The sequence below is a fragment of the Flavobacteriales bacterium genome (genome assembly GCA_016713875.1).
Classification (GTDB): Bacteria; Bacteroidota; Bacteroidia; order Flavobacteriales_F; family PHOS-HE28; genus PHOS-HE28.
Window position 1 is genome coordinate 175,188 of record JADJOI010000002.1, and the last position, 24,620, is coordinate 199,807.

28 protein-coding genes are annotated in these 24,620 nt (G+C 63.9%); 13 read left to right on the forward strand and 15 right to left on the reverse strand.

The features are described 5' to 3' along the window. The first annotated feature begins 61 nt into the window (after nt 1–61). From IPJ87_00880 to IPJ87_00890, 3 genes are all read left to right on the forward strand, one after another. Complete coding sequence (locus IPJ87_00880; GenBank protein ID MBK7940429.1) at nt 62–502, forward strand: 6-carboxytetrahydropterin synthase; 441 nt, start codon at nt 62–64, stop codon at nt 500–502. 86 nt (nt 503–588) lie between these two features. After that, nucleotides 589–1,215 carry a hypothetical protein gene (locus IPJ87_00885; protein MBK7940430.1) on the forward strand — a complete coding sequence of 209 codons (627 nt, stop codon included), beginning with the start codon at nt 589–591 and terminating at the stop codon, nt 1,213–1,215. 33 nt (nt 1,216–1,248) lie between these two features. Further along, nucleotides 1,249–2,550, forward strand: coding sequence for a hypothetical protein (locus tag IPJ87_00890; protein MBK7940431.1), 1,302 nt, complete (start codon nt 1,249–1,251; stop codon nt 2,548–2,550). Nucleotides 2,551–2,791: 241 nt separating this feature from the next. Here the strand turns inward: IPJ87_00890 and IPJ87_00895 are convergent, their stop codons facing one another. The 10 genes from IPJ87_00895 to IPJ87_00940 all read right to left on the reverse strand — a co-directional run bounded on the left by IPJ87_00895 (nt 2,792) and on the right by IPJ87_00940 (nt 11,909). Beyond that, a complete protein-coding gene (locus IPJ87_00895; protein ID MBK7940432.1) occupies nt 2,792–3,280 on the reverse strand; it encodes a GNAT family N-acetyltransferase in 489 nt (162 codons plus the stop codon). A gap of 76 nt (nt 3,281–3,356) precedes the next feature. Next, complete coding sequence (locus IPJ87_00900; GenBank protein MBK7940433.1) at nt 3,357–3,695, reverse strand: hypothetical protein; 339 nt, start codon at nt 3,693–3,695, stop codon at nt 3,357–3,359. Nucleotides 3,696–4,191: 496 nt separating this feature from the next. After that, nucleotides 4,192–7,347, reverse strand: a complete 3,156-nt coding sequence (locus tag IPJ87_00905) for an efflux RND transporter permease subunit (protein MBK7940434.1) — start codon at nt 7,345–7,347, stop codon at nt 4,192–4,194. A gap of 22 nt (nt 7,348–7,369) precedes the next feature. Next, nucleotides 7,370–8,410, reverse strand: a complete 1,041-nt coding sequence (locus IPJ87_00910) for an efflux RND transporter periplasmic adaptor subunit (GenBank protein ID MBK7940435.1) — start codon at nt 8,408–8,410, stop codon at nt 7,370–7,372. Next, nucleotides 8,407–9,444, reverse strand: a complete 1,038-nt coding sequence (locus IPJ87_00915) for a TolC family protein (protein ID MBK7940436.1) — start codon at nt 9,442–9,444, stop codon at nt 8,407–8,409. The genes IPJ87_00910 and IPJ87_00915 overlap by 4 nt, the downstream gene beginning before the upstream one ends. Before the next feature lie 57 nt (nt 9,445–9,501). After that, complete coding sequence (locus IPJ87_00920) at nt 9,502–9,957, reverse strand: hypothetical protein (GenBank protein MBK7940437.1); 456 nt, start codon at nt 9,955–9,957, stop codon at nt 9,502–9,504. Continuing rightward, entirely contained in the window at nt 9,954–10,370 is a 417-nt protein-coding gene (locus tag IPJ87_00925; protein MBK7940438.1) for a hypothetical protein, read from the reverse strand. The genes IPJ87_00920 and IPJ87_00925 overlap by 4 nt, the downstream gene beginning before the upstream one ends. 6 nt (nt 10,371–10,376) lie before the next feature. Further along, nucleotides 10,377–10,958 carry a TetR/AcrR family transcriptional regulator gene (locus IPJ87_00930; GenBank protein ID MBK7940439.1) on the reverse strand — a complete coding sequence of 194 codons (582 nt, stop codon included), beginning with the start codon at nt 10,956–10,958 and terminating at the stop codon, nt 10,377–10,379. Beyond that, entirely contained in the window at nt 10,948–11,361 is a 414-nt protein-coding gene (locus IPJ87_00935) for a hypothetical protein (protein ID MBK7940440.1), read from the reverse strand. The genes IPJ87_00930 and IPJ87_00935 overlap by 11 nt, the downstream gene beginning before the upstream one ends. Nucleotides 11,362–11,645: 284 nt before the next feature. Then, nucleotides 11,646–11,909 (reverse strand): hypothetical protein, encoded by a 264-nt coding sequence (locus IPJ87_00940; GenBank protein MBK7940441.1) that lies wholly within the window; start codon nt 11,907–11,909, stop codon nt 11,646–11,648. 65 nt (nt 11,910–11,974) lie between these two features. Between IPJ87_00940 and IPJ87_00945 the strand changes: the two genes are divergently transcribed. Genes IPJ87_00945 through IPJ87_00955 form a run of 3 tightly spaced genes read left to right on the forward strand, consistent with a single transcriptional unit; the run spans nt 11,975 to nt 13,497 of the window. Next, nucleotides 11,975–12,649 (forward strand): IS630 family transposase, encoded by a 675-nt coding sequence (locus IPJ87_00945; GenBank protein MBK7940442.1) that lies wholly within the window; start codon nt 11,975–11,977, stop codon nt 12,647–12,649. Beyond that, nucleotides 12,625–12,792: a hypothetical protein gene (locus IPJ87_00950; GenBank protein MBK7940443.1), complete on the forward strand. Its 168-nt coding sequence runs from the start codon at nt 12,625–12,627 to the stop codon at nt 12,790–12,792. The genes IPJ87_00945 and IPJ87_00950 overlap by 25 nt, the downstream gene beginning before the upstream one ends. 54 nt (nt 12,793–12,846) lie before the next feature. Then, complete coding sequence (locus IPJ87_00955) at nt 12,847–13,497, forward strand: class I SAM-dependent methyltransferase (GenBank protein MBK7940444.1); 651 nt, start codon at nt 12,847–12,849, stop codon at nt 13,495–13,497. 232 nt (nt 13,498–13,729) lie between these two features. Here the strand turns inward: IPJ87_00955 and IPJ87_00960 are convergent, their stop codons facing one another. Then, on the reverse strand, nt 13,730–13,858 hold the full coding sequence (locus tag IPJ87_00960) for a hypothetical protein (protein MBK7940445.1): 129 nt from the start codon (nt 13,856–13,858) through the stop codon (nt 13,730–13,732). Between the two features lie 389 nt (nt 13,859–14,247). On the opposite strand from IPJ87_00960, the gene IPJ87_00965 reads away from it, so the two are divergent. From IPJ87_00965 to IPJ87_00980, 4 genes are all read left to right on the forward strand, one after another. Then, nucleotides 14,248–14,673: a hypothetical protein gene (locus tag IPJ87_00965; GenBank protein MBK7940446.1), complete on the forward strand. Its 426-nt coding sequence runs from the start codon at nt 14,248–14,250 to the stop codon at nt 14,671–14,673. A 12-nt stretch (nt 14,674–14,685) separates the two neighbouring features. Beyond that, nucleotides 14,686–16,434, forward strand: a complete 1,749-nt coding sequence (locus IPJ87_00970; GenBank protein ID MBK7940447.1) for a GMC family oxidoreductase — start codon at nt 14,686–14,688, stop codon at nt 16,432–16,434. 20 nt (nt 16,435–16,454) lie between these two features. After that, nucleotides 16,455–17,408, forward strand: coding sequence for a hypothetical protein (locus IPJ87_00975; GenBank protein MBK7940448.1), 954 nt, complete (start codon nt 16,455–16,457; stop codon nt 17,406–17,408). Nucleotides 17,409–17,564: 156 nt separating this feature from the next. Beyond that, nucleotides 17,565–18,086 carry a hypothetical protein gene (locus IPJ87_00980; GenBank protein ID MBK7940449.1) on the forward strand — a complete coding sequence of 174 codons (522 nt, stop codon included), beginning with the start codon at nt 17,565–17,567 and terminating at the stop codon, nt 18,084–18,086. 37 nt (nt 18,087–18,123) lie between these two features. Here IPJ87_00980 and IPJ87_00985 read toward each other — a convergent pair whose 3' ends face one another. After that, nucleotides 18,124–18,849: a superoxide dismutase gene (locus IPJ87_00985; protein ID MBK7940450.1), complete on the reverse strand. Its 726-nt coding sequence runs from the start codon at nt 18,847–18,849 to the stop codon at nt 18,124–18,126. Between the two features lie 25 nt (nt 18,850–18,874). After that, complete coding sequence (locus IPJ87_00990; protein ID MBK7940451.1) at nt 18,875–21,268, reverse strand: TonB-dependent receptor; 2,394 nt, start codon at nt 21,266–21,268, stop codon at nt 18,875–18,877. Nucleotides 21,269–21,336: 68 nt separating this feature from the next. On the opposite strand from IPJ87_00990, the gene IPJ87_00995 reads away from it, so the two are divergent. Next, nucleotides 21,337–22,032 carry a hypothetical protein gene (locus tag IPJ87_00995; GenBank protein ID MBK7940452.1) on the forward strand — a complete coding sequence of 232 codons (696 nt, stop codon included), beginning with the start codon at nt 21,337–21,339 and terminating at the stop codon, nt 22,030–22,032. A 163-nt stretch (nt 22,033–22,195) separates the two neighbouring features. Here the strand turns inward: IPJ87_00995 and IPJ87_01000 are convergent, their stop codons facing one another. Then, nucleotides 22,196–23,362 carry a chromate transporter gene (locus tag IPJ87_01000; GenBank protein MBK7940453.1) on the reverse strand — a complete coding sequence of 389 codons (1,167 nt, stop codon included), beginning with the start codon at nt 23,360–23,362 and terminating at the stop codon, nt 22,196–22,198. 80 nt (nt 23,363–23,442) lie between these two features. On the opposite strand from IPJ87_01000, the gene IPJ87_01005 reads away from it, so the two are divergent. Further along, nucleotides 23,443–23,697: a hypothetical protein gene (locus tag IPJ87_01005; GenBank protein ID MBK7940454.1), complete on the forward strand. Its 255-nt coding sequence runs from the start codon at nt 23,443–23,445 to the stop codon at nt 23,695–23,697. Between the two features lie 3 nt (nt 23,698–23,700). Beyond that, nucleotides 23,701–23,856: a hypothetical protein gene (locus IPJ87_01010; GenBank protein ID MBK7940455.1), complete on the forward strand. Its 156-nt coding sequence runs from the start codon at nt 23,701–23,703 to the stop codon at nt 23,854–23,856. Here the strand turns inward: IPJ87_01010 and IPJ87_01015 are convergent. Then, entirely contained in the window at nt 23,831–24,415 is a 585-nt protein-coding gene (locus IPJ87_01015; protein MBK7940456.1) for a Fic family protein, read from the reverse strand. The two genes, IPJ87_01010 and IPJ87_01015, sit on opposite strands and share 26 nt — an antisense overlap. Nucleotides 24,416–24,620: the final 205 nt, after the last annotated feature.

Below are 24,620 nucleotides of genomic sequence, written 5' to 3' on the forward strand. Positions count from 1 at the left end.
GAAGAAAGGCGGTTCGCGCCGGGTGCCGACCTTCGCGGCGTCCCCATCGCGCCACATCCCCATGCCCTTCGCCCGCACCGTACGCGTCACCAAGCGCTTCACCTTCGAGATGGCCCACGCCCTGCGCTGCCACGATGGGCAGTGCGCCCACATCCACGGCCACAGCTACGTGCTCGACGTCACCATCGCCGGCACACCCGCCCACGCGCCCGGCCACCCCAAGGACGGCATGGTCATCGATTTCGCGGACCTCAAGCGCCTGGTGAAGCCCGTCGTGGACCGGTACGATCACGCGCTCTTCCTGCACGAGCAGGAGCGGGGCACGGTGGATGCCGCCAACCCGCTCTTCGGCCGGGTGATCCTCACGCCCTGGCAGCCCACGTGCGAGAACATCCTGCTGGCCATCGTGGAGGAGCTGGCCCCGCAGCTGCCGGCCGACGCCACCCTCATCGCCGCGCGCCTGCAGGAGACGGCGACCAGCTGGGCGGAGTGGGCGCGTTGATGGGTGCGCGTTCGGCGATCGCCCAAGGGGGCTCCCACCGGACCATGGTCCGGATCTTGCGGCCGGAACGACCGCCTCACCGCACCATGCGTCTCCATCGCTCCCTGATCCTGTTGCTGCTTCTCCCCGCTGCATCCGCTCCGGCGCAGGACGCGCTGGCCCGGCTGCGGGCCGAGCTGGAGCGCATCCACACGCTGGACCAGCGCGACCGGCAGAACGTCCACGGCTACGCGCCGGGCGCGCAGAAGGACAGCGTGATCGCGCACATGATGCATCAGGACTCGGTGAACCTGGCGCGGGTCACGGCCATCCTCGACAGCGCCGGTTGGCTGGGCGAGGCGGAGGTCGGCCGCACCGCGAACCAGGCGCTGTTCCTGGTGCTGCAGCATGCCGATGCGCGGCCCGACGTGCAGGCGCGCTACCTGGAGGAGATGCGGCTGGCGGTGGAGCAGGGCCTCGCGCGGCCGCACGAGCTGGCGATGCTGGAGGACCGCGTGGCGGTGAACCACGGCCGGCCGCAGCTCTATGGCTCCCAGATCGGGTGGACCGATGGAAGGCCGTTCATGCGGCCCATCGCGGATGAGGAGCACGTCAACGAGCGCCGCGCCGCCGTGGGCCTGGAACCGCTGGAGCGGTATGCGGAGCGGTTCGGCCTCACCTGGTCACCGCCGGTGAAGCAGGAGCGGGTGCTGCGCCTGGCGCCGGAGCGCTAGCGTGCGGGCGACCGCAGCGCGATCTTCGCACCCATGGACCCGCTCCGCCTGCTGCTGATGGTGCTGCCGACCGTCGCCACCGCGCAATGGACGTGGACCGCGGTGGCCCCGCTGCCCCTGCCGACGGCGAACCATGCCGTGTGCGCCGCGGCGGTGAACGGGTCCTGGCAGGTGTACGTCTTCGGCGGCATCACCACGGGGCTCAGCGAGGCCGACATCCACCGCCACGCGTTCCGGTACGACGTGGATGCCGATGCCTGGAGCGCGCTGCCGGACATCCCGGACACGCTGGGCAAGATCGCCGCCGCGGCCAGCGTGGTGGGCGACACGGCCTATGTCATCGGCGGTTACCACGTGTTCCCTGGTGCGCCGTACGAGCGCAGCAGCGACCGGGTGCACCGGCTCGACCTGAGCACCGGCACCTGGATGGCGGACGGTGCCCCGGTGCCCGTGCCCATCGACGATCATGTGCAGGCCGTGTGGCGCGACAGCCTCATTTATGTGGTCACCGGCTGGAGCAACTCGGCCAACGCGGCGCAGGTGCAGGTGTACGATCCAGCGCATGATGCGTGGGCGGCGGCCACACCCGTGCCCAACACCAACCTGTTCAAGGCCTTCGGGGCGAGCGGTGTGATCATCGGCGACACCCTGATCTATCACGGGGGCGCGGCCATGGGCGGCAGTTTTCCGGCGCAGGACCGGGTGCGCATCGGCCTCATCGATCCCCTGGACCCGCTCACCATCACCTGGCAACCGGCGGTGACCGGCGGCCAGGGACCACGCTACCGGTCGGGCGCGGTGGTGACCGGTGCCAGGGCCAACTGGATCGGCGGCTCGGCGGTGAGCTACAACTACGATGCGGTGGCCTACAACGGCAGTGGGGTGGTGGCCCCCGTGCTGCCGGTGCTTCAGTGGGACGGCACCGTCCACACCATGGTCGGCACAGCGCCCACGGCCGTGATGGACCTGCGCGGGGTGGGCGACATCGGCGGCGGCCGCTTCGTGGTGGCCGGTGGCATCGGCGCGCAGCAGGTCGTGCTGGACAGCGTGTGGCTGGTGCTGACGGGTGAGGTGGGCATGCATGAGGTGTCGGAAGAGGACCTCTTCGCTGCGCCGAACCCGACGAGCGGCGAGTGCGTGATCGGGCTTCCGCAGGCGGTGACGAGCGCGCGGTACACCGTGCGTGATGCCTGGGGCCGGCAGGTGATGACCGGTGCGGTGACCGGCGTCGAGCTTCGCCTGGACCTGTCGGACCTGGTGGCGGGTGTGTACTTCCTTCACTTGCCGTTGGTGCAGGGTGCGGCCGGGTGGCGCACGGCGTTGGTCCGCGAATAGCGCTTCCGCCACGGACAGGTGATCGTTCTGTGACCGTGCACCGGGTCTTTCCCGGTCGCAACAAGGAAAACGCGCACCGGACCTTCGACCAGGCGCCCGACTTCATCAAGGCCTCGGACCACAGGGCCGGATCTTGGAGCACGCCGACTTCAAGCCGTCGGATGAGCGCATGCTCGGTCCACTGTTGCCCGCGGCCTTCCGGATCGATGAACCCACCTGCGATCTGCGCAGCTCACGAGGTTCACAGGACCTTCCGGAAGACCCAACGTCTGAACCCCCGCTGATCATCCTCGTCGCGCTCCGGTACGCGGTCGAAGCCCAGACGTTCATACAGGCGATGCGCCGCCGGCATGGTGGGCTGTGACCACAGGGCCACAGCGGGTGCCCCGACCGCGCGCGCCCGTTGCACGCACGCATTCACCAGGGCCTCGCCGATCCCTTGCCCGCGGGCCTCGGGCGCAACGGCGAGCACTCGGAATTCCGCCTCGCCTTCTTTGGCGACCTGGCCAAGTGGGCCGTTGGGATTGAGATAGAGCACCGCACCCACCACCTTTCCTGTGGTGTCGCGTGCCAGCAACATTTCTCCACCTGCCTCAAAGGATCCGCGTTGCATGAAGACCTCGGCGCGTTCGGCGTTCGAGTATCCGTCGCCCACGTACACACGCTTCAGCAGTCGGATGCACTGGTCCCATTCGTGATCACTGCGGGGAGATGAAATGGGTGTATGCATCGTGCCGATCACTGGCAAAGCAAAGCATGAGACCAGACACTCTGGATCGCTCAAAGAAGAGAGCTGTCAATGCGGCTCACTTCATGGGTATCATCTCCGAGACTTCCACGGAGCAGGTGGGCAGCCACATCAGGTGCGGGTGGCCTTCCACCAGCTTCTTCGCCGCATCGATGTTCTCGGCTTGCAGGATGGAGTAGCCTGTGATGTCGCGCTTGCTGCCGCTCCAGTTGCCCTTTGGATCGATGGCATGTCCGGGCATCAGCGGCGCGCCACCGTCAAGGAGTGCCGATCCGCACTTCGCCATCCAATCCATCCAGGGCTTCATGCCGGCCTCCTTCTGTTCGGGCGTGGCGCTGGCCATCATCTTCATGGCCTCCTCGGCCGGGGCGATGTAGGTGACGAGGAACTTCTTCATGGTGCGGGGAGTTGTTGATGCGAAGTAACATGCCTGCTCCAACGCGGAGCGGTGCAGCGGCCACGGCCTGTCACGGGAAGCGCCGTTGGTCAATGCGACGGAAGCGGAGCTGAATGAGGCTCAGCAGTCGGAGGGCTCATCCGTGTTGGCAGGATGATCCGGTCCCCTTGGGTTCCTTCACGGAAAACCGATCCCATGCGCCGCAATCTGCTTTCCTTCATCCTGTTGTTCTGCTCTGTGGGTACCCTGGCCTAGCACTTCGAAGGCCCGCAGGCCGCGATCGACGCCAGCTTTTCCGATGGTCCGATCCCCCCACACCACCACCATGTCCGCCCGAAACCCATGTCGCGCAACACATGTGCGGCCTGGGCACTGCGCCCACCTCCCTTCGCACACACCGTGATGATGCGCTCCTTCGGTGACCAGCTGCGCGCGCTGGAGCAGGTCGTGGAGGGGTGGCCTGTGATGTTCAGCAGGAGCACCGGTCCTGAACGGCTCATTCAGCGGTGGCGCCCGGAACGGCGGCACCAACGGGTTGGACCATGGTCCGGGCCCGGCGCCCCCACCAGCCGACCACGCGCTCCTTGGCGCCTTCCAGCAGGTGGTACATCACCGGCACCAGGTACACGGTGAGCAGCATGGAACTGGTGAGGCCGCCGATGATCACCCAGGCCAGGCCGTTCTTCCATTCGCTGCCGGTGCCGGTGGCCAGGGCGATGGGCAGCATGCCGAAGACCATGGCGATGGTGGTCATGAGGATGGGGCGCAGGCGGGTGCGACCGGCCTCCACCAAGGCCTCCACATAGTGCAGGCCCTCGGCCTTCAGTTGGTTGGTGCGGTCCACGATGAGGATCGCGTTCTTGGCCACCAGACCCAGCAGCATGATGAGGCCCAGCAGCGTGAAGAGGCTGAGCGAGGAGAGGCTGAGGTTGAGCGCGAGGAAGGCACCGATCACGGCCACCGGGATGCTGAAGAGCACCACGAAGGGGTAGAGGAAGCTGTCGTAGAGGGCCACCATCACCAAGTAGACGAGGATGAAGGAGATGAGCAGCGCGCCGCCCAGTGCGCCGAAGCTGTCGTTCTGCCGCTTCACGTCGCTGCCCCAGGTGAGACGCACGCCAGCGGGCAGGGGGTTGTTGCCCAGGTAGGCCACCACATCATCGGCCACGCTGCCCGAACCGCGGCCCAGGGCATCGGCGGTGAGGGTCACGGCGCTCATGCGGTCCATGCGTTCCACCAGGGCGGGCGGCTCGTGGCGTTCCACGGTGGCGAACTGAGCCAGGCGCACGGGCATGCCGGCCGCGTTGGTGAAGAGCAGCCGTTCCATGTCCTGCGCATCGCGCCGCTGGATGTCGTCCACGCGGATGCGGATGGGGTACTCGGTGCCCGCCTCGTACAACCGAGCATCGTCGTTGCCGGCGAGGGCGTTACGCAGGGTGGCACCCACGGCGGCGGTGCTAAGGCCCAGGCGTGCCATGCGGTCGCGGTCCAGGTGTACCTGCAGTTCGGGCGCGCCGCTCTCGATGCTCAGGCGCACGTTGTTGGCGCCGGGAATGCCGACCAGGGTGTCCTTCAGCACCTGTGCCGTGCGCATCACTTCGTCGCGGTCCGCGCCGCTCAGGGTGATCTCCACCGGCGCGCTGCGGGGCACCAGGCCGATGGTGGCCATTGTGATGTCCACGCCGGGGAAGTGGTGCAGCAGGTCGGCGCGCAGGGCGATCATGGTGGCTTCGGTGCTTTGTCCGTTGCGGGCCTCCTTGGGCACCAGGTCGATGGTGAGCTCAGAGCGGTACTCGGCGCCCACGCCCATGCTGCCTATGCCGGTGCTGGGGCCGCCCACGTTGCTGAACACGTTGGCCACCTCGGGCCGTTGCAGCAGGTGGGTCTCCAGGTCGCGGGTGCGCAAGTTGTTCTCCTGCAGGGGCACCTGCTTGTCGTACTCCAGGATGAGTCGGAACATGCCTTGGTCGCCGGTGGCGATGAGCTCCTTGGTCATGATACCCTGCTTGAGCACCGCGCCGGTGGCGGCGAAGAGCAGCAGCACGATGCCGAGGAAGGCGGCGCGGTGGGCCAGCACCCAGCGCAACTGCCGGGCATACCACTCGTTGAGCCGGTCCAGCGCATGCTCGAAGCGGAGCAGTGCGCGGGCCCAAGCGGTGGTGGGCTGCAGGTCCTCGCGCTGGCCGATGCGGGAGGCGAGCCAGGGGGTGAGCGTGAAGCTGACGAAGAGGCTCATGAGCGTGGAGACCACCACCACCACGCTGAACTGCTTGAGCAGGTCGGCCACGAAGACCTGCACGAAGATGATGGGGAGGAAGACCACCACGTCCACCAAGGTGATGGACAGGGCCGAGAAGCCGATCTCAGCGCGGCCGGTGAGGGCCGCTTCGCGCTTGTCCGTGCCTTTGTCCAGGTAGCGTTGGATGTTCTCCAGGATCACGATACTGTCGTCCACCAGGATGCCGATGATGAGCGACATGGCCAGCAGGGTCATCAGGTTCAGCGTGTAGCCGAAGAGGCCCATGGCCACGAAGGCGCTGACGAGCGACGCGGGGATGGCCACCAGCACGATGAGCGAATTGCGCAGGCTGCGGAGGAAGAGGAGCATGACGATGCTGACGAGCACGATGGCCAGGCCGAGGTCGAAGAGCACGGCGTTCACGGCCTCCAGGGTGGTGTCGGTACTGTCCGAGGCGATGATGAAGCGGGTGCGCTGCGCGGCCTCTTCGGCTTCGATGCGCGCCAGTTCGGCGCGCACAGCGGCGCTCATGTCCACGGCGTTCGCATCGCCCTGTTTCTTGATGAGCAGTCCGATGCCCTCGCGACCGTTGTAGCGGCTCACGGAGGTGGGGTCGGCCACGCCGTCCACCACATGCGCCACATCCTTTACGCGCACCACGGAGCCGGGCGCGGGCATGGACACCACCACCTCTTCCACGTCCTGCACGGTATGCAGCTTGCCGGCCAGCTTCACGGTCAATTGGCCGTCATCGGTGCGCACGGGGCCTGCGGGCACCTCGCGGCCGGCGCGCAGGATGGCCTCGGTCACCTGTGGCAGTGACACGCGGTGCTGGAGCAGGCGTTCCTGGTCCACCTTCACCTGCACCTCGCGCTGCTCACCGCCCAGCAGGGTGATCTCCGCCACGCCCTTCAGCTGCTGGATGCGGGGCAACAGGTGGTCCACTAAGTGCTGGTGGAACTCCGGTGCGGGCCGGTCGCTGAGCGCGCTGAGGCTCATGATGGGAAGGTCGTTGGGCGAGACCTTGGACATCACCGGCGGCTGCAGGCCCTCGGGCAGGTCCTGCCGGATGTTGTCGATGCGGCGCTGGGCATCCTGCATGGCCAGGTCCAGATCGGCGCCGTACTTGAAGTTGACGATGACGATGGAGGCGTTGGCCAGGGAGCGGCTGCTGATGAAGTCGACCCGTTCCAGCGCGCTGAGGGCGTCCTCCACGGGACGTGTCACGCTGTTGGCCACCTCCTCCGGCGCGGCGCCGGGGTACATGGTGCGGATGGTGATGACGGGCTGGCTGAAGTCGGGCATCATCTCCACGCCCAGCCCGCGGTAGGCCACGATGCCGCCGAGGAAGAGCACGCCGAAGAGCACGATGATGAGCGAGGGCCGCTCGATGGCGATACGGGTGAGGTTCATGGCCGTTGGGGATGGGCCTGGTTCAACGGTAGGTGACACGGGCGCCATCGCGCAGGCTCACGGCCCCACTGGTCACCACCAGGTCGCCGGCCTTCAGGCCCTGCATCACGGCCAGCCTGCTGTTATCTGCCGAGGCAGTGACGATGGGGGTGCGCCGCGCCACGCTATCGCGCACCACGTACACCTCCGGTGCGATGGTGGAGCCCAGCAGCGCGCGGGCCGGAATGGTCACCTGGTCGGCAGCGGTGTTGATGGGCAGCACCACGTTGGCGGATAGACCGGCCACGATGCGTGGGTCGGCGTCCAGTTCAATGCGTACGGGGAAGCGGTTGGCCACATCGCCGCGGCGGCCGATGCTGAGCACGGTGCCCTTCACCGGATCGGTCAGGTCGCCCAGCGTCACCTGCACGGCCTGCCCCTGCTGGAAGCGCGTCACATCCACTTCGCTCACCTGCAGCAGCACCTCCAGCTCGCGCGGGTCACTGAGCATGGCCACGGGCATGGAGGGCCCCACCACGGTGCCTTCCTCCGCCAGCAGTTGGGTCACCTCGCCATCGAATGGCGCGCGGATGGTGGTGCGGCCCAATTGTTCGGTGATGTTGGCCAGTTGGATGCGGGCGGTCTGGAGTGCCTGTTCGGTCCGTTCCAGTTGGATGCCCTGCACGGCATCGGCGGCGGCGAGCACCCGGTAGCGGGCCTGGTCCTTCTCCAATGCCGCCACCTGCACCTGTGCGGACTCCTGCTGCAGGCGCAACAGTTCGCCATCGAGCTGTGCGATGAGGTCGCCCTGGCGCACCTGTTGGCCTTCGCGCACGGCCACGCGCAACACGCGTCCGGGTACCTCGGCCATCACGCGGCCTTCGCGCAGGGGCACCACCGTTCCGCCATAGCGCGGCCCCAGTCCCGTCCCACCCAGCAGCGCGGCTTCCACGGTCACATGCACGGGGGCGTTCTTGTCGTGGCGGTACACGCGCTCCTCCACGGTGCGTTTGTTCATCACCAGCTTCACCACGGTGAGGGCCAGCAAGGCGGCCAACCCGGTCCAGAGCATCCAGTGTTTCATGGGCGTTCGTTCAGCAGCGTGCCGTTGAGGCGCGCCAGTTCCAGTTGGGCCTTGCGCAGTTGCACCAAGGCATCGATGTACAGCTGTTGGCCTTCGCGCACGGCCTGGTCGGCCAGCACCAGGTCAGTGAGGGTGGCGAGACCCTCGATATGTTGCAGCACAGTGCTGCGGCGGATGCGTTCGGCGAGTGCCAACTGGGCCTCCGCATCGGTGAGCGTTCGCAGCGCAAGGGCCTCATCCCGGGTGGCCCGTCGTTGCTCAAGGCCTTCACGGTCGGCCGCCGCATCGCGCAGCAGGGTGGACCGCTCCAGTTCCAGTTCCTTCTGCCGCACTTTTTGCGTGATCACCGTGCCGTTGAACAGCGGCACCTGCAGGGTGGCCCCGAAGTAGCTCACCGGATAGAGGTCGTAGCGGCCCTCGCTGCCGATGGGGCCGAAGCCCGTGTTGCCATACAGGCCATAGCCGTGGAGCGAAGGCAGGCGGGAGCGCTTCAACAGACGGATCTCCGCTTGGCGCAGCAGAACGCCGTGCTCGGCGATCCGCAGGCTGGCGGTGGCCTTCGGTGTGGCCGGTATCTGTTGCATGGGGGCGGATGCAGGCTCGGTGGCCAGGGGGACATCGGGCGGCAGTCCCATCATCAGGCGCAGCAGGTCCAGCACCTGTTCGTGTTGCGCCACCACGCGTTCCCGTTGGGTGCGCAGCTGATCGCGCTGCAGGCGCAGGCGGTCCACATCGCTGCCGCGCGCCAGCAACTGGGCATGGAGCAGTTCCACGTTGCGCAGCATGGCCTCGGTGTTCAGCAGGTTACTGTCCAGGAAGGTGCGTCGCGCCTCCAGTACCTGGGCGTTGTAGTAGGCGTTGCTCAGTTCCAGCACCACGTCCTCGCGGCTCCGTTCGCGCTGCATGCCGGCCATTCGCTCAGCCTCGCGCGCCACATGGATGGCCTCCCAGCTGCCCACATCCACCAGCGGCAGTTGGGCCTGCACGTTCAGCGCGATGTTGTCCGGTGTGCCGAACTGGACCTCGCGGTACACGCCTTCCGGTCCGCCGAAGAAGGAGGCGGGTAGTAGCTGGTAGGGCAGGTCGGCGCATCACTCGAAGTAGTTGCCGTAAGCGGCCAACTGCTCGCCCAGGGCGCTGCGCTGTGCCTCGGTGGCCGCGAAGTCGCGCAGTTGGTGGTGGATGGGCAGCAGGTAATTGTGCAGCTGGTTGTGCGCTTCACCCTCCATGGTGCACCGCTCGAAGATGAGCCCGAACTCCGCTTCCAGCGTGTCCTTCAGGACCGTAGGGTCGCCGCTGGCGGGGTCGTAGGTGCCGAGGATGCCCACCATGTTGGCGATGCCTGTGGTGGTCTCGGGGTTGGCCTTCCAGCGCTGGCCATTATCGAGCGTCACGGGGGATAGGGCATCGTGTTCCGTGGCCGGGGTGCTGTCCGCTGCAGCGGTGGTGTGGTCGTCGTGGGTGGCCGCATCGTGGGTGTGCTCGCCACAGCTGCTGTTCAGCGTGGCAATGGCAACGAGCAAGAGGGGAAGGAGAAAGCGGTTCATGGGTGCAGGTGTGTGGAAGGTTGAACGGGTGCGCGCAAGGCCCGGCGCGCAAGGAGGTAGAAGGCGGAAGTGAGCAGCGTGCGGAAGGGGAGCGCGCCGATGGTGGCCGTGCGGTAGGCACCACCCGCTGCGATGTGCTGTGCGAGGAACACGGCGCCCACGAGCAGCACCGCAACGGCCGTCGCGAGCAGCTGGGGCGGCCAGCGGTGCTTCATCAGCAGGCCGGTACCGGCAGTCAGGTAGAGCAGGGAAGCGATCAGGTTGGCGACCACCACGCCGGTCACGTAGGGCGACTCGCGCTCGCGGATGCCGAAGAGGTCCAGCAGTACGGAAGCGCTCAGGAACAGCGTGAGCGCACCGAAGGCGATGATCACCAGGCCGAGTACGATTCGCGTGAGCTTGCCGGGTTCCATGGCGGTTCAGCGGGTAATGAGGTCCAGGGCGGCACCGATGAGGGCCCTGCCCTTTTTGCGCACATCGAAGGAGCGTCCGCTCATGCGCCATTGCAGCATGTGCAGGCGGAAGGTGCCCATGACGATGTGGGTGAGCGTCTCGGTCGAGTGGTCCGTAGTGAAGGTGCCGGACCGTTGCCCGTCCTTGATGGCGTTGAGCAGATGGCGCCGCTTCACCACCATGATGCGTTCAATACCGGCATCGATGCCGTGCGAGGCCTCCAGCACCCCCGTGGCGAAAATGGCCATGAGGTATTGGGGGTTCTTTTGGAAGTAGGTGAACTGGCTGTCGAACATGGCGCGCACCCGCTCCACGGGTTCCGGGTGGGCCTCGGCCACGGCGGCAAGGCGTTCGTCGATATTCGAGGCGAGGTGATGCAGCATGGTCACCAGGATCTCCTCCTTGCTGGCGAAGTGGCGGTAGAGGGCCGCTTCGGTGAAGTGCATGCGCTCGGCCAGGCGCTTGGTGGTGAGGGCCGCGAAGCCATCCTCGGTCACCAGTTGTCCGGCGGCCTCGATGATCTCCAGTTGGCGGGGCTTAATGTCCATGGGAAGGTTTGAGGTTGAAGAAGGCGGTGCCGAGCAGGAAGACCCCGGCGGTCATGGCCAGCGCGCCGATGAGGACGAACACCGGGGGCGCCCCGAGGTACACTTCGGCCAGGATGCCGGCGGGCATCAGCAGGCCGATGAGCCCGAGCCAGGAGGTGAGGGTTGACCAGCGCAGGCGGTCGCCGAAGTGGAGCAGCAGGTAGCCCATCACCACGTTGAGGAAGGCGAAGAGGTTGCCGTGCACGTGCGCGAGCCGGGCCTCGAAGTGCCTGCCCACGCTGTAGCTGTCCACCCAGGCCTGCTTGTCGGGGGCGAAGTCGCGCAGGTAGATGAGCAGGAAGCCGTAGAGCATGAAGGCCCCCATGGTGAGGAAGCCGATGGCGATGTTGCGTTGTCCGTTCATGGCGTGATCGGTTGTGACGCCACAAAGTAAGTGAACACTAACTAACTGTCTTGGTGACGATGGTCACATTGACACTTTCGCGGTTCACTAACGGCCTCCATCCGAAGGTTCGTCCCGGGGCATGACCGGGATACGGAGCAGCACCAGCGCAGGTCTGTGTGCGTGGCTCTCTGCGGTGATCTTGGTGTGGGTGTCCAGCGCGTGGTCGTGCACGCGTTCACCGTTCATGCCTTCTGGCGGAGGAACAGTAGGCTTCAGGATCCGGGCGATCCCGATCGATGCGGTCAGTTGCGCTCGGTACCATCGCGCCACTTCGCACCCATGTCTGCTGCATACCCCATTACTGAGACGGTGACAAAGAAGCGGTCGATCGGCACGATCTGTGGATCGAGCTTGACATGAAGCGAACAGATGCGCGAAGCCTCAGCGATGAGGCGCTGAACGAACGATTGCGGCAGGCGGTGCGCTGCCGCTTGCAAGGTTGCGGGCTGAAAGAGTCTTCCGCGCTGTGCAGCCTTGGGCTGACGGCGGCCAATGATGCTTGGCAACGCTATCAGCGCGGGGATGGAGAGCCGTTGAGGTATGCCGCAGCGGGCGGCCGCAAGGCAGCGGCATGATCCTGACGCAAGAGCAGCAGAAGCAGACACTTCGGCTGATCGCTGACAAGATGCCCGATCAATTGAAGTTGCCCTATGCGCTGTGGTCACGCAAGGCCATCGCGCTGTTGATCAAAGAACGCTTCGGCGTAGTGCTGCCCGAACGCACGATGACCGACTACTTGAGCCGTTGGGGCTTCAGCGCACAGAAGCCGATGCGCCGCGCAGCAGAACAGCGGCCCGAACTGGTGCGCAAGTGGCGTGAAGAGGTCTATCCGGCGATCAAGCGCAGGGCCGAATTGGAGGGCGCGGACATCCATTGGGGGGATGAGACCGGCCTGCGCAATGATGATGTGCGTGGACGGAGCTTCGCCAAGCGTGGCAAGACGCCGGTGGTGCGTGTGCTGAACAAGCGCTTCGGCCGTTCGATCATCTCCACCATCACCAATCGCGGCCAGATGCGGTGGATGGTCTTCAAGGGCGCCCTTGATGCGGAGATCTTCCAGGATTTCCTCGCACGTTTGATCAAAGGGGCAAAGCGCAAGGTGTTCCTCATCCTGGACAACCTGCCGGTGCATCATGCCAAAGTCCTGCGCCCATGGCTGGAAAGCACAAGGAGCGCATCGAACTGTTCTTCATGCCGGGCTACTCACCCGAACTCAACCCCGTGGAGGTGGCCAATGCCGACCTGAAGAAGAACGTGACCAGCGCTCCGCCGCCGCGCACCGAGGAGCAACTCGTTGAGAACATCTTGGCCCATTACCGAAGCGTGTCCAAGAAGCCCAAGCACATCAAAAGCTACTTCGGTCACCCCGATGTTCGATATGCCGCATGAAACCGGATCTTCACCACCGGCTCAGTAACTTCACTGCACAAAGCACATCGCACCATGCACCCCAACACCTTCGACCCGAAACAGCATTGGGAGGCCATCTACGCGAAGAAGGATCCGCAGGAGTTGAGCTGGTTCCAGGCAATGCCCAAGGTGTCCTCGGATCTCATTGCCGAGCGCCATGTTGCGCTGGATGCGCGCATCATTGATGTGGGTGGCGGTGACAGCCTGCTGGTGGACCACCTGCTGGAGCGCGGGTACAGGGATGTCACCGTACTCGACATCAGCGGCACGGCACTGTTCAAGGCGCAGCAACGCCTGGGTGCGGCTGCCGCATCGGTGCAGTGGATCGAAGGGGATGCCACCCGCTTTGATGCATCCGCGCCGTTCGATGTGTGGCACGACCGCGCGGTGTTCCATTTCCTGACCACGGATGCCGATGTGGATCGCTACTTGGAAAGGCTGTCACATTCGCTGAAACCTGGAGGCCTTTTGATACTCGGCACCTTCAGCGAGAATGGTCCGGAGAAATGCAGTGGCATTCCGGTGCACCGCTATAGCGAGGCGGAAGTGGTGGAACGCCTTCAACACCTGTGCGCCCGCATCAAGTGTTTCAAAGTGGACCATGTGACGCCCTTCGACACGGTCCAGAATTTCCTCTTCTGCGCCTTCCGCAAAGCGGACCACCACGGAGAGGGAAACGAATGAGCAACGTGATCCCGTCGTTCGGTCCGAACTCACTGATCGAGCAGTAGTTTCCTCGTATGCGCTTCTCCGCCTGCGCGCTAAGCGGTGCACTGTCGTAATGGACGCGCATCAGCTGCTCCGGGAGAACGAGGTCGTTGTACTCGGGTCCCCGCTTGGCATAGCTCACAACCTGCACCAGCGAGATCTTCTGGCCTCGGTCATCAGGCCGATCTCGGCGACATCCCGCCCAACCTCACCGCACCGCTTTCACCGCCGCATCCAGCCGCGCGGCCACGTTGTCCCAGTCCACCAGCGCGCGCATGTTGTCCACGAATTCCGTGCGGCGGTTGCGGAACTTGAGGTAATAGGCGCGCTCCCACACGTCGATCGCCCAACAGTGGGAGAGCGCCCCATTGCGTGATGCGCTCGTGGTTCTCCACGGGCATCAGCAACAGCTTGTCCGTGTACGGATGGTAGCCGAGCACGCCCCAGCCGTTGCCATCGATGTCCTTGCTGGTGGCGGCCAGCGCTGCCCAGAGCCGGTCGGGCTCGGCAGCGCGGGAGAACCCGAAGGTCGGATCTGAGGATCATCCATTACCACAGTACCATGGCCGTGTTCGGTACCCAGGGCAACCGTGCTTCAAAGCGGATCGGCTGGGTCAACGAGGCCCGTGCTTTTTTGTTAACACAGCACCAAAAACACCCAGAAGTGGGTATTTTCGGGGGCCCCGGCCCAAGTACGTTTGGCATTGCCATCAATACCCGTGAACCATGCCCATCACCACACCCCAGCAGCGCTTTCTCGCTTTGTCCAAAGCTGTCACCGGTCACGACGACCTGGACCCGGCCCTGTCCGCCTCCTATCTCCAACGGATGCAGGCGGTCTACACTACTGAATTCGATGCACTGCTCGTAGCCTTTGGCGACCTGCCCGGCGTGGATCCCGTGTGCGAGATCAAGCGGGAACTGATGCAGGGACCGCACGCCGTGAGTTTCACACATCTGATCAAGGAGATCGTGAACGTATGGTACACCTCGCAATTCGAGAAGAAGCCGCCTGCTACCGGTCAGCCCGCACCGGTCGATCCACCTACGGATGTGGAGCACTACAGGAAAGCGCTGATGTACGTGAACATCAAAGCACCTGTGCGTGGCTTTTCGGACAAGCCCTACGGATACTGGAGCATGAAACTTTAACTCCCTTGAGCCATGCCTGCTGAAACCGTGTATGACTACATCATCATCGGCTCCGGTGTGTCCGGCGCTTTGGCCGCTTACAAGCTGGCGCAAAAGCCCGGCAACCCCAAAGTGTTGGTGATCGAAGCTGCAGATGCGCCTTGGGCCACGGAGCCCTTATTCACCCAGTTGTCCAATGCCGCGGACAATAGTGGAGACATCGCCTTGCGCAAGGAGCTGATGAAGGAATGGGCCTTATCGCCCACGCGTTCAACGCTTTCGCCGTATACGAAACTGGGAAGCAACGCCACGATCCCCAGCCCGGACGGAGGCTCGAAGGCCGACCTGGAGCGGTACTACGAGTTGAAACAAGCGCCGGACAACGACCGCGAATTCTGGAAGGCGACCTACCAGCGCCTCGTGGGCGGCTCCACCTGGACCTGGCGCGGGAACTGCCCGCGTCTCGTGCCCAACGATTTCCTGATGAGGTCGCAGTACGGCAGGGCGGTGGATTGGCCTTTCGGCTATGACATATTGGAGCCTTATTACACGATGGCCGAAAGGGAGCTGGGCGTGGCCTGCGACGGGGATGCGTGGAGTGAGCACTACCACGGGGCCTTCCGTTCGGCTGCCTTCCCCATGCCGGCGATCGTACATAGCTATAGCGATCTGCGCGTGCGGGAAAGACTGGGGTATGATTTCACCGTGGACGGCGTGCCGATCCATGTATTGCCAACGCCCCAAGCGCGCAACAGCCAGGCGTACGATAACAACGGCGCCCAGGTGAAGCGGCCCGCCTGCGAAGGAAACGGCAATTGCATCCCGATCTGCCCGATCGGCGCCAAGTACGATGCTTCGGTGCATGTGAGGGCCGCAAAAAGGAAAGGCGTCGAATTCTGGACGCATCGCGCCGTACACAGCCTCGAACTTGATGGGGCCACGCAACTGATCGGACAGGTCGTGTACATCGACTGGAAAAGCGGCAGCATGGAGAAAAAGCGGGTGAAGGGGAGGAACGTGGTGCTCGCCATGCATGCCATAGAGAACGGCCGCTTGCTGCTCTTCAGCGGGCTGGCCAACAGCAGCAAAAAGGTGGGCCTGAATCTGATGGACCACTTGAACAACGAAATGGTGGGCCTGATGCCTGAGCACATCTTCCCGTTCCGAGGCCCGCAAGGCACAGCGAGCATACCGGCCTTCTGTGACGGGACTTTCCGCAGCAAGCGCATGGCCTATAACATCACCTTCGGCAACGATGGCTGGGGCCGCACCGAGGAACCGTCCAAGAGCCTTGGCGATCTGGTGGACAAGGGGATCATCGGCGCGGAGATGCGCTCGAAGTTCACGGACCGCATTTGGCGGCAATTGCGCTTCAGCTTCAGTGGCGAGCAGCTGCCGTATGAACACAACAAGGTGACCCTCGGCGATCGCAAGGATCCGTTGGGCATCCCCGTGCCGCGCATCACCAATTCGCTGGACGACTACTCGCGTGCCGGTTTCATCCATGCCCAACAAACCCTGCGCACCATCCTTCAGAAGCTTGGCTGTACCGAGATCAAACCGCAGGACCCGATCCTCGAGTTCCGTACAGCGGGCCATATCATGGGCACCACGCGCATGGGATCCGATCGCACCACATCGGTCGTGGACCCCGATGGTCGCAGCCACGACCACCCGAACCTGTGGGTGGTGGGCTCCAGCGTATTCCCCACCGGGGCCACCGCCAATCCCACCCTTACGATCGCTGCGGTCACGCTGCGCACCGTGGACAAGATGAACTGATCAACCCTACCCCCCATACCATGGCAAAAGCACTTTGGACCAGCGGTACCCTGAAGATGGGCCGCTTCATGTTCGGCAAGTACGGCGCCGGAGCGGGATCGGTGAAGCAGATCGTATCCGATGGCGATACGGTCCTGTTGAGCACACCGGACAACATCTCCAGCCGTTTCCTGGGCATCGACGCGGCTGAGATGGGATTCAACCTGCGGCCGACCGGCAACTACGTGAAGATCGACAACCCCAAGTGGGACGCATTCTTCACGAGCGGGGCCTGGAAGACCGACATCACGCTAACGCCTGACTTGCAGAACCATCTGGAGGGCCGCATGGCCGGCGGCGCCATGGTGGCCGCGAACCACCACAAGCACGCGATGGCGGCACAACGCAAGACCGAGGAATTGATCGAAGCGGACATCGCGGCTAGCGGCCGTACCAAGGAAAGCTTCGCGTTCTTCACCTCGTTCGGCAACGAGTTCATGGATGGCTACGGAAGGCTGCTCTGTTACCTTCATGCCGATAAGGACAACTGGACCCCGGAACAACGGAAGCTGAGCTACAATGAACTGTTGCTTGTGGCAGGCGTTGTAGCACCCTACTTCATTTATCCCAACATACAACCCTTCCTTGCCGGCAGCCCGTTCGCTTCAGCCCAGGTGCAACCTGCTGGCTTCTGGGCGGCGATAGCGGGCGCAGCACGGTTGCGCGCCGCGCGCAAGGCCGTGGCCAATGCGCGCACGAACAGGTCCGGCATCTTCGACAACGCCGATCCCTTGATCCTTCTGCCCTACGAGTTGCGCTTCCTGGCCCGCAGCGGATCGAGCGGACCGGACCGTTTCGTTATCGACCTCGGTCCGGGCAACGGTAACACGATCCTCCGACCGGAGAAATACTACACCGTCGCCAACGTGGAGGATCGGCTCTTCATCCCGAAGGAGTACGTGCCCTTGTTCCTCCAGAACGGTTGGACACTTTGATCGCGATACCGAAGCTGAATGAGCGCCTCTTTCTTCCGCGTCGTTCTCTTCACGCTGCTTTCCACGATCGGGCTGACCTGCCACGCGCAGAACCGCTCCAGTTTCGCCTAGACCCTCCGTTCAGATACCACGTACTTCAAAATACGCTCGGCCGATGTGAACGGAGAGCCGTTCGGTCCCACATGGAAGGTATGCGGCAATGAACTGAAGGCCGGGCTCACCATCGATCAACGGATCGGTCTGCCCGTGGTCGACCCTTGGTCCAAGGCGCTGAGGATCGGGTTCCGTGGTTGGCACTTCGGATCGATGACCATACCACTACGCTTACGACCTGCCACGCTTTCGCTAGCGCCTTCATTGGTCAAAGACCCTTCCATCGCATTGTTCTATGGGCACACCCGCGGCTACGGTCTGGTAACGCACCGCGCCATCACGAACTACTCCATCACCGCTGCGCCGTTCATCGGTCTCACGGTCGCCGAGTTGAAGACGAGCACCGTGGTGCAGAACAGCCCGGCGATCATGCTCGGGGGTGGTTTCGTTCTCGCTCGGAACAACCTGGGCATCATGTTGACCGTGGGTATGGATCAAGCGGTAGGTAACCATACCGATAAGTGGATCTACCAGGGCAAGCCGTGGTTCGGGCTGGGGGTGAGTGCGAGTTTGGGATATCAGTAGCTCGGTCTTGTCCAAAACCTTGTGCTGGCCGTAACCCTCACCGCACCGCCTTCACCGCCGCATCCAGCCGCGCGGCCACATTGTCCCAGTTCACCAGCGCGCGCATGTTGTCCACGAACTCCGTGCGGCGGTTGCGGAACTTGAGGTAGTAGGCGTGCTCCCACACGTCGATCACCAACAAGGGGAGAGCGCCCCATTGCGTGATGCGCTCATGGTTCTCCACGGGCATCAGCAGCAGCTTATCCGTGTACGGATGGTAGCCGAGCACGCCCCAGCCGTTGCCATCGATGTCCTTGCTGGTGGCGGCCAGTGCGGCCCAGAGCCGATCCAGCGTGCCGAAGTCCTTCTCGATGCGCGCGAGCAGCTCGCCATTCGGCGTTGAAGGCTTCGCCGTGAGGTTCGTCCAAAAGATGCTGTGCAATACATGCGAACTCAGATGGTGGCTGAGCTTGCGACTCCAATACGTCATGCCCGGCTGGTCGTTGGCGTCCATGGCCGCGTTCAGCTTGGCGAGGTCGTTGTTCGCGCCCTTTACTGCGCCGCCATGATGGAAAGCGTGGTGCAGGTGCAGCGTCTCGGCATCCATGTGTGGCTCCAAGGCATCCTCGGCGTAAGGGAGCGCGGCCTGCACGAAGTTGCCTTCAGCATCAACGAGCTTGTCCAGGCCCATGCCCTGGATGTCCTGTGCGGCATGCACGTCGCGGGTGAAGAGCGCGGCGCCCGTGAAGAGCGCTCCGGCGCGGAGGAAGTCCTTGCGTTCCATGTTGATCGGTACTGGATGGCGAAGTTCAATCATTCTTGAACCGGTTCTCCATCACCTGTTCCTTGAATTCGCCGCCGAAGGTCCAGCCGAGACTGAAGAGCACTGCGCGCGAGTCCACTCGGAAGGAACGCGTGAAGGTGAAGTCCTCGCTGCTCAGCTGGCGGCGTGTGACCATGGTGCGGAAGAGGTCCTGGCCGGTGATCCCGATGCGCCCGCGCCCATTAGCGAATGATTGCGTGAAACCGGCATCCACGAAGTACACGGCTTCCACCTTTCCTTGCGGAAGCAGCACCGGCGCGGTGTAGTTCGCTGCCACCTGCAACTTGGCCGACTTCCACGGAACGATCGCAACGATGGCCTTACCGTACCATGCCAGCAATTCGTTCTCCAGCAGCGGATCATCGAGCCATTGCTGGTAAAGCGATGCGCTGAGGTTCACGTTGCAGAACCTAGTGACCGGAAAAGCGAGCAGCAATTCGCCGCCCGCCGTGTGCATCGCGCCGAAATTCTCCGGCCTGCTGAAGGCAACACCGTTGCTGTCCAGAACCGTGAAGGTCTGGATGCTGTTGCGCGCGCGTCGGTAGAAGGCGCGAAGCCCCAGGTCGCCTTTGCGCACGGATCGATCATGCGCCAGTTCGATCGCGTCCACGAGTTCGGGCACCAGCGCGGGATTGCCCCCGTATTGGTTCAGCGAATCGGTGATGTCGATAAACGGGTTCAACTGCCCAAGCCCGGGCCGGTTGATGCGACGACCGTAGCTGAGGGCGCTGGTGCTGGCATCACCATGGGTGCGCTTGATCTTCGCGGAAGGGAACAGGTTGAAGTAGTCGTTGCCTCTGTTGGTTTGCAGCAGTTCACTGGTCGTTGTGTTCCATACCTGTTCCATCCGAAGACCGATCTGCCAGTTCCAACGTGCGGCTGTATCCGGTCCGCGGCCGCCGTCGAACTGTGTGTACAAGGCATGGATATGTTCGGTGAAGGTGAACAGGTCAACGCGTCCTGGAACTTCCGAGAAGGTACCGTTCGCCTCGGTCTCGGTCGTGATATCCGCCTCCAGCAAGCGCAACATGCCTTTATAACCAGTGACCAGCCGCAGTCCGTCCTTCAACGGCCGGGTGTGGTCGATCGCGAGGCTGCTCAGGTTGCTGCGCTGCAGGTTGCGGGTGCGTTCAAGTACCGGTGAGCCCAGGGCCATGCCGGTCGCGTCCGTTTCCGTGCTGCGGATGTCGGTGCGTTCCTGATCATCGGCGAACGCTGTGCTGAACGCGATCAACGTATTGCGACCGGCGGTGCGTCCCGGCCGTTGGCGGTCGGCGGTGAACTCCACGGTATTGAAGCGACGGACCTCGTTGCTGAAGCGCTCGTTGCTACGGGTGACCAGGCTGTCGGCGTCGCGGTAGGTGTTGCGCACGGTTTCCTCGTTGTCCTGCCCCGTTCCGTTCCAGATCAGGCCGAAGCCCAGCCGACCCTTCGCTCCAAGATCGCGATCGGCATGCGCGCGGGCGAGCTGGCTGGTCACCAACCGGTCATCGGAGCGACGTTGCGTGAGGTAGTAGGCTTCGGGCACGTCGTATTGGGTGCGGTCACCGTTCACCTCGCGGGTGCGGATGGTGTACCAGGCGTCTGCTCCCGCCCCCATTTTCCACCGGCTTCCCCCGTGCTCGATCAACGCCGATCCGTTCAAGCGCAGGTTGGCGCCCTGGCCGATGCCGAGGCCGACCGCACCCGAGGTGCCGCGGCCCGCGCCACGTTTCAACGTGATGTTGATGATGCCGCCGTCGGAGTCGGCATCGTACCGGGCCGAGGGATCGGTGATGATCTCGATGCGTTGCACGCTGCTTGCCGGAATTCGCTCCAGGTCCGCCACGCGGTCCATGCCGCTGAGCGCGGAGATGCGACCATCGATACGCACTTGCGGCGCACGGCCCCGTACCGTGATGCCACCCTCGGGGTCCACCTGCACGCCGGGCATGTTGCGCAGCAGGTCGGCCGCGCTGCCGCCCACCTGGGTGAGGTTGTCGGAGGCCTCCATCACGATGCCTTCCTCCGACCTGCGCAGGAGTTTCCGCATGGCGGTCACTTCGGCTTCGTTCAAGGCGGTGGTGTCGGTGAGCAGTTCGATGATCCCCAGATCGTTGATCCCCGTTCGGAGCACGAGCGTGTCGCGGTACGGTCCATGGCCCAGGCAGCGTATCTCGAGCAGGTGAACGCCTCTCGCCGCTGTGCGGATGGTGAAAGCGCCGAGGCTGTCGGTCAACGCGGAACCGGCCGGCGAACGGATACTGTCCAGGCCGAACAGTACCACGCTGGCGAACTCCACGGGGCCATCCGCAGAGCGCAACAAGCCACGCACCTCCTGCGCAGTGGCCGAGCGGATCAGGAGGAACAGGCAGACAAGGCACGAAGCCACTGAACGCATGATCGAAGATGTCGAGACAAAGGTCGTCGGCGAGCGCGACATTACTTTTGCGTTAAGTCAGTGTCACGATGCCCCCGCTCACCTTTCCCATCTTATGCGCAGCATGGCTTGTATTGGGTTGCGGTCCGGACGCCGGCAGGGTGACTGACATTCCGGAAGCGCCCGGTCTGCCTGTACCTGACCTTGCTCCGCTCGCCTCGTATCGCTTCACCTTCGAGGACATGGCGGTTGGTGGGCCGGTCCGTGGTTTCAGCATGCGCCACACCGGTAAAGCAGGTGTTGACGATTGGGCTGTCGAACGCGATGGGAACAACCAAGTGGTGGCCCAACGCGCCCGGAACCGGGGCATGCACTTCAACCTGCTCACGCACGACAGCATCAGCGCATCGGACGTCGTATTATCGGTGCGCGTCAAAGCGATCGATGGAGAGGAGGATCAGGGCGGTGGCGTGATCTGGCGCATGCTCGACGCCGACAATTACTACATCGCGCGTTTCAATCCCCTGGAGGACAACCTTCGTCTGTACCGCGTGGTGAAGGGCGATCGTGAGCAACTGGCAAGCGTGGGTGTTTCGGTCGTGGCAGGCTCGTGGTGGACCCTCGAAGTGCGCATGAAAGGCGATCGGATCGAATGCGCCATTGACGGTCGAACGCTGATCGAGACCGATGACGCGACCTTCTCCATGCCCGGTCATGTGGGACTTTGGACCAAGGCCGATGCGCGCACCTGGTTCGACGATCTCTCCGTGGAGGTGCTGCGTTGATCAGAGCGCATCTGAAATTGCTTTTGGTAGCGAGCGAGCGGGATTTCGCGTTCAGGCGAGGCGTCGAACCCGAGCATAGTCGGGTACTCTGTGAGGGCTTCGACAACGACGCATGGGCGCGAAAGACCCTCGCGGAGCCCGAAGGGCATTTTTGAGATGCGCTCTATCCCGTGGCCTTCAGCAACAGCCCCAGCCCCGCTGCCACGGCGATCACGGCCGGCTCCTTCAGCTTCTTCCAATAGAGCAAGGCACCGAGCGCGGCAACGGCGATGAGCACCTGCGGGATGTCGCCGATGGAGCGCAGGGCGATCACCACCACGGCGCCTACGAGCGCACCCACCACCGCCGAGGTGATGCCATCGACGAAGGCCTTCACGCTCGCGTTCTTCGTGAAGCGCTTGACGTATGGCGCGGGAAGGATCGTGAGCAGATAGCACGGAAGGAAGGTCGCGGCGGCGGCCACGCAGGCGCCGGGGAAACCCGCCACCAGGTAGCCGATGAAGCCCACGGCGATCACCACCGGGCCGGGCGTGATCATGGCCACGGCCACCGCATCGATGAACTGCTGCTCGGTGAGCCACCCTTGCTCGGTGACGGCGCTGTGCAGGAAGGGCACGATGGCCAGGCCGCTGCCGAAGACGAAGGCACCCGCCTCACCGAAGAAGAGCGCGATGCGCCAGAGCACGCTGCCTTCGGCCGCTGCCGCGCCGGTGGTGGCCAGCAGGATCGCCGGCGCGCTCGTTCCGCGCATCCATTGCGGCGGTGCTTTCAGCAGCATGTACAGCACGCCAGCGCCCACGAAGAGCAGCACTTCCTCGCGCTGCGTGATCACCGTTACGGCGGCTCCGATGATGAAGAGCGCCCACAAGGGCCAATTCGCCCGCATGCTCTTCGGTTCCAGTTTGCCCACGCTCTTCTGCGTGAGCTTGAACGCGCTGATGGCGATGATACCGATGACCGCCGCGCCCACGCCGTAGAACACGGCCTGCATCCATGGAAGTCCACCATAGTGTACGTAGGCCCAGCCGATGGCCACTACCATGAGGAAGGAGGGCAGGATGAAGGCCACGCCCGCCAGCGTGGCGCCCAGGATGCGATGATGCACGTAGCCGAGGTAGATGCAGAGCTGCGCGGCCAGTGGGCCCGGCATCAGCTGCGCCAGCGCGAGGCCTTCCTTGTAGTCCTCTTCGCTGATCCACTTGCGCTGCTCCACCAGGTCGCGGTGCATGTAGTTCACCAGCGCCACGGGTCCACCGAAACCGATGGAACCGAGCTTCAGGAAGTACGCGGTGATCTGGCCGAGCGAGAAAGGTGGACGCGCGTTGTGCATCAGCTCAAAGGAACGGGATCGATCCGGAGGGGAGGACTGATGGCATGTGTGGGCTTAACTTGCACCAAAGTCGACCGGACATGACCACCACCGTACTGAGGAACAAACTGGTGAAGCGCATCCAACGCGAAGAGGACCCGACCGTTTTGAGGACGATCGACATACTGCTGCGCGATGACTCGAAGGAAGAAGCCATGCGTCGGCGCATGATGGAGATGGCGGTCCTCTCTGAAGAGGCGATCAAGAAGGGAGATGTGATCTCGCTTGTTGATGCGCGCAAGCGCTCGAAAGGCGTGCTCAAGGGGATCGCCGCATCGCGCACCAACTATCTTTGAAGCATGGCAACCAGCACGAAGCCCAACAAACCCACCCGTCAGGAGATCCTGCGGTCCATGTTGGCTTCGTTCCGCATCGAGGGCCTGCACATCTCCGAGCAAGTGGCCGCTGCGCTGCTGAAGAAGATCGAGATCAGGCTGGCCAAACAACGCGGATGATCCGCTCCATCCCAGCGTAGTCCTTCAGGGCCGCGCGCTGCACCGCCGCCACGTAGGCTTCGAATTCACCCTTGCCGATCAGCTCCCATCGCAAGGTTCCGAAGCCTGATCGTCTGCACATGAGGTTGGAAAGGATGCGCGCGGTTCGTCCATTGCCCTCACGGAACGGATGGATGAAGAGCAATTCCGCATGCACGGTAGCGATGTCGCGGATCAGGGTGTCCAGATCGTTGCCGCCGTCCAGTTTGGCGAGTACTTCTCGTTGTAGCGTGCCCATGGTTTCTGGCAGAAAGCGCGCGGCGGCGAACGTGAAACCGCCTTTGGACAGGTTCACGTCGCGCCATTTGCCCGCGAACGCGTAGAGGCGCCCGAGCGCCAGATCGTGGATCCGCTGGATGTACGCGACATCGAACCGCGTCTCGATCTCCAATTCTTCCGAGAGGATGATCTCCGCCTCGGTGAAGCCCTCGAACTCGGCTTCAGCTATCTCCTGCGCGGTGGTCAACCCCAACAGGTTGGGCAGCACTTCACCTTGTTCGCCGGCGAGGTCGTACTTCATGCCGTGGAAAAGTACGAACGCTCAGTACATCCCGGCCCCGTAACGCGGCAGGGGTCCGGGCCTTCCCGTGCGATCGCTTACGCGTTTACCTTCCGAAGGCATGGCTGGCGCATGGTCGGAGATCGCGGCCGAAGGGGAGAACTGCTGGTACGAGTGGATTGACCCAAAGCGCACGAGGCCAACGCACGGCCTAATACTCGCGCCT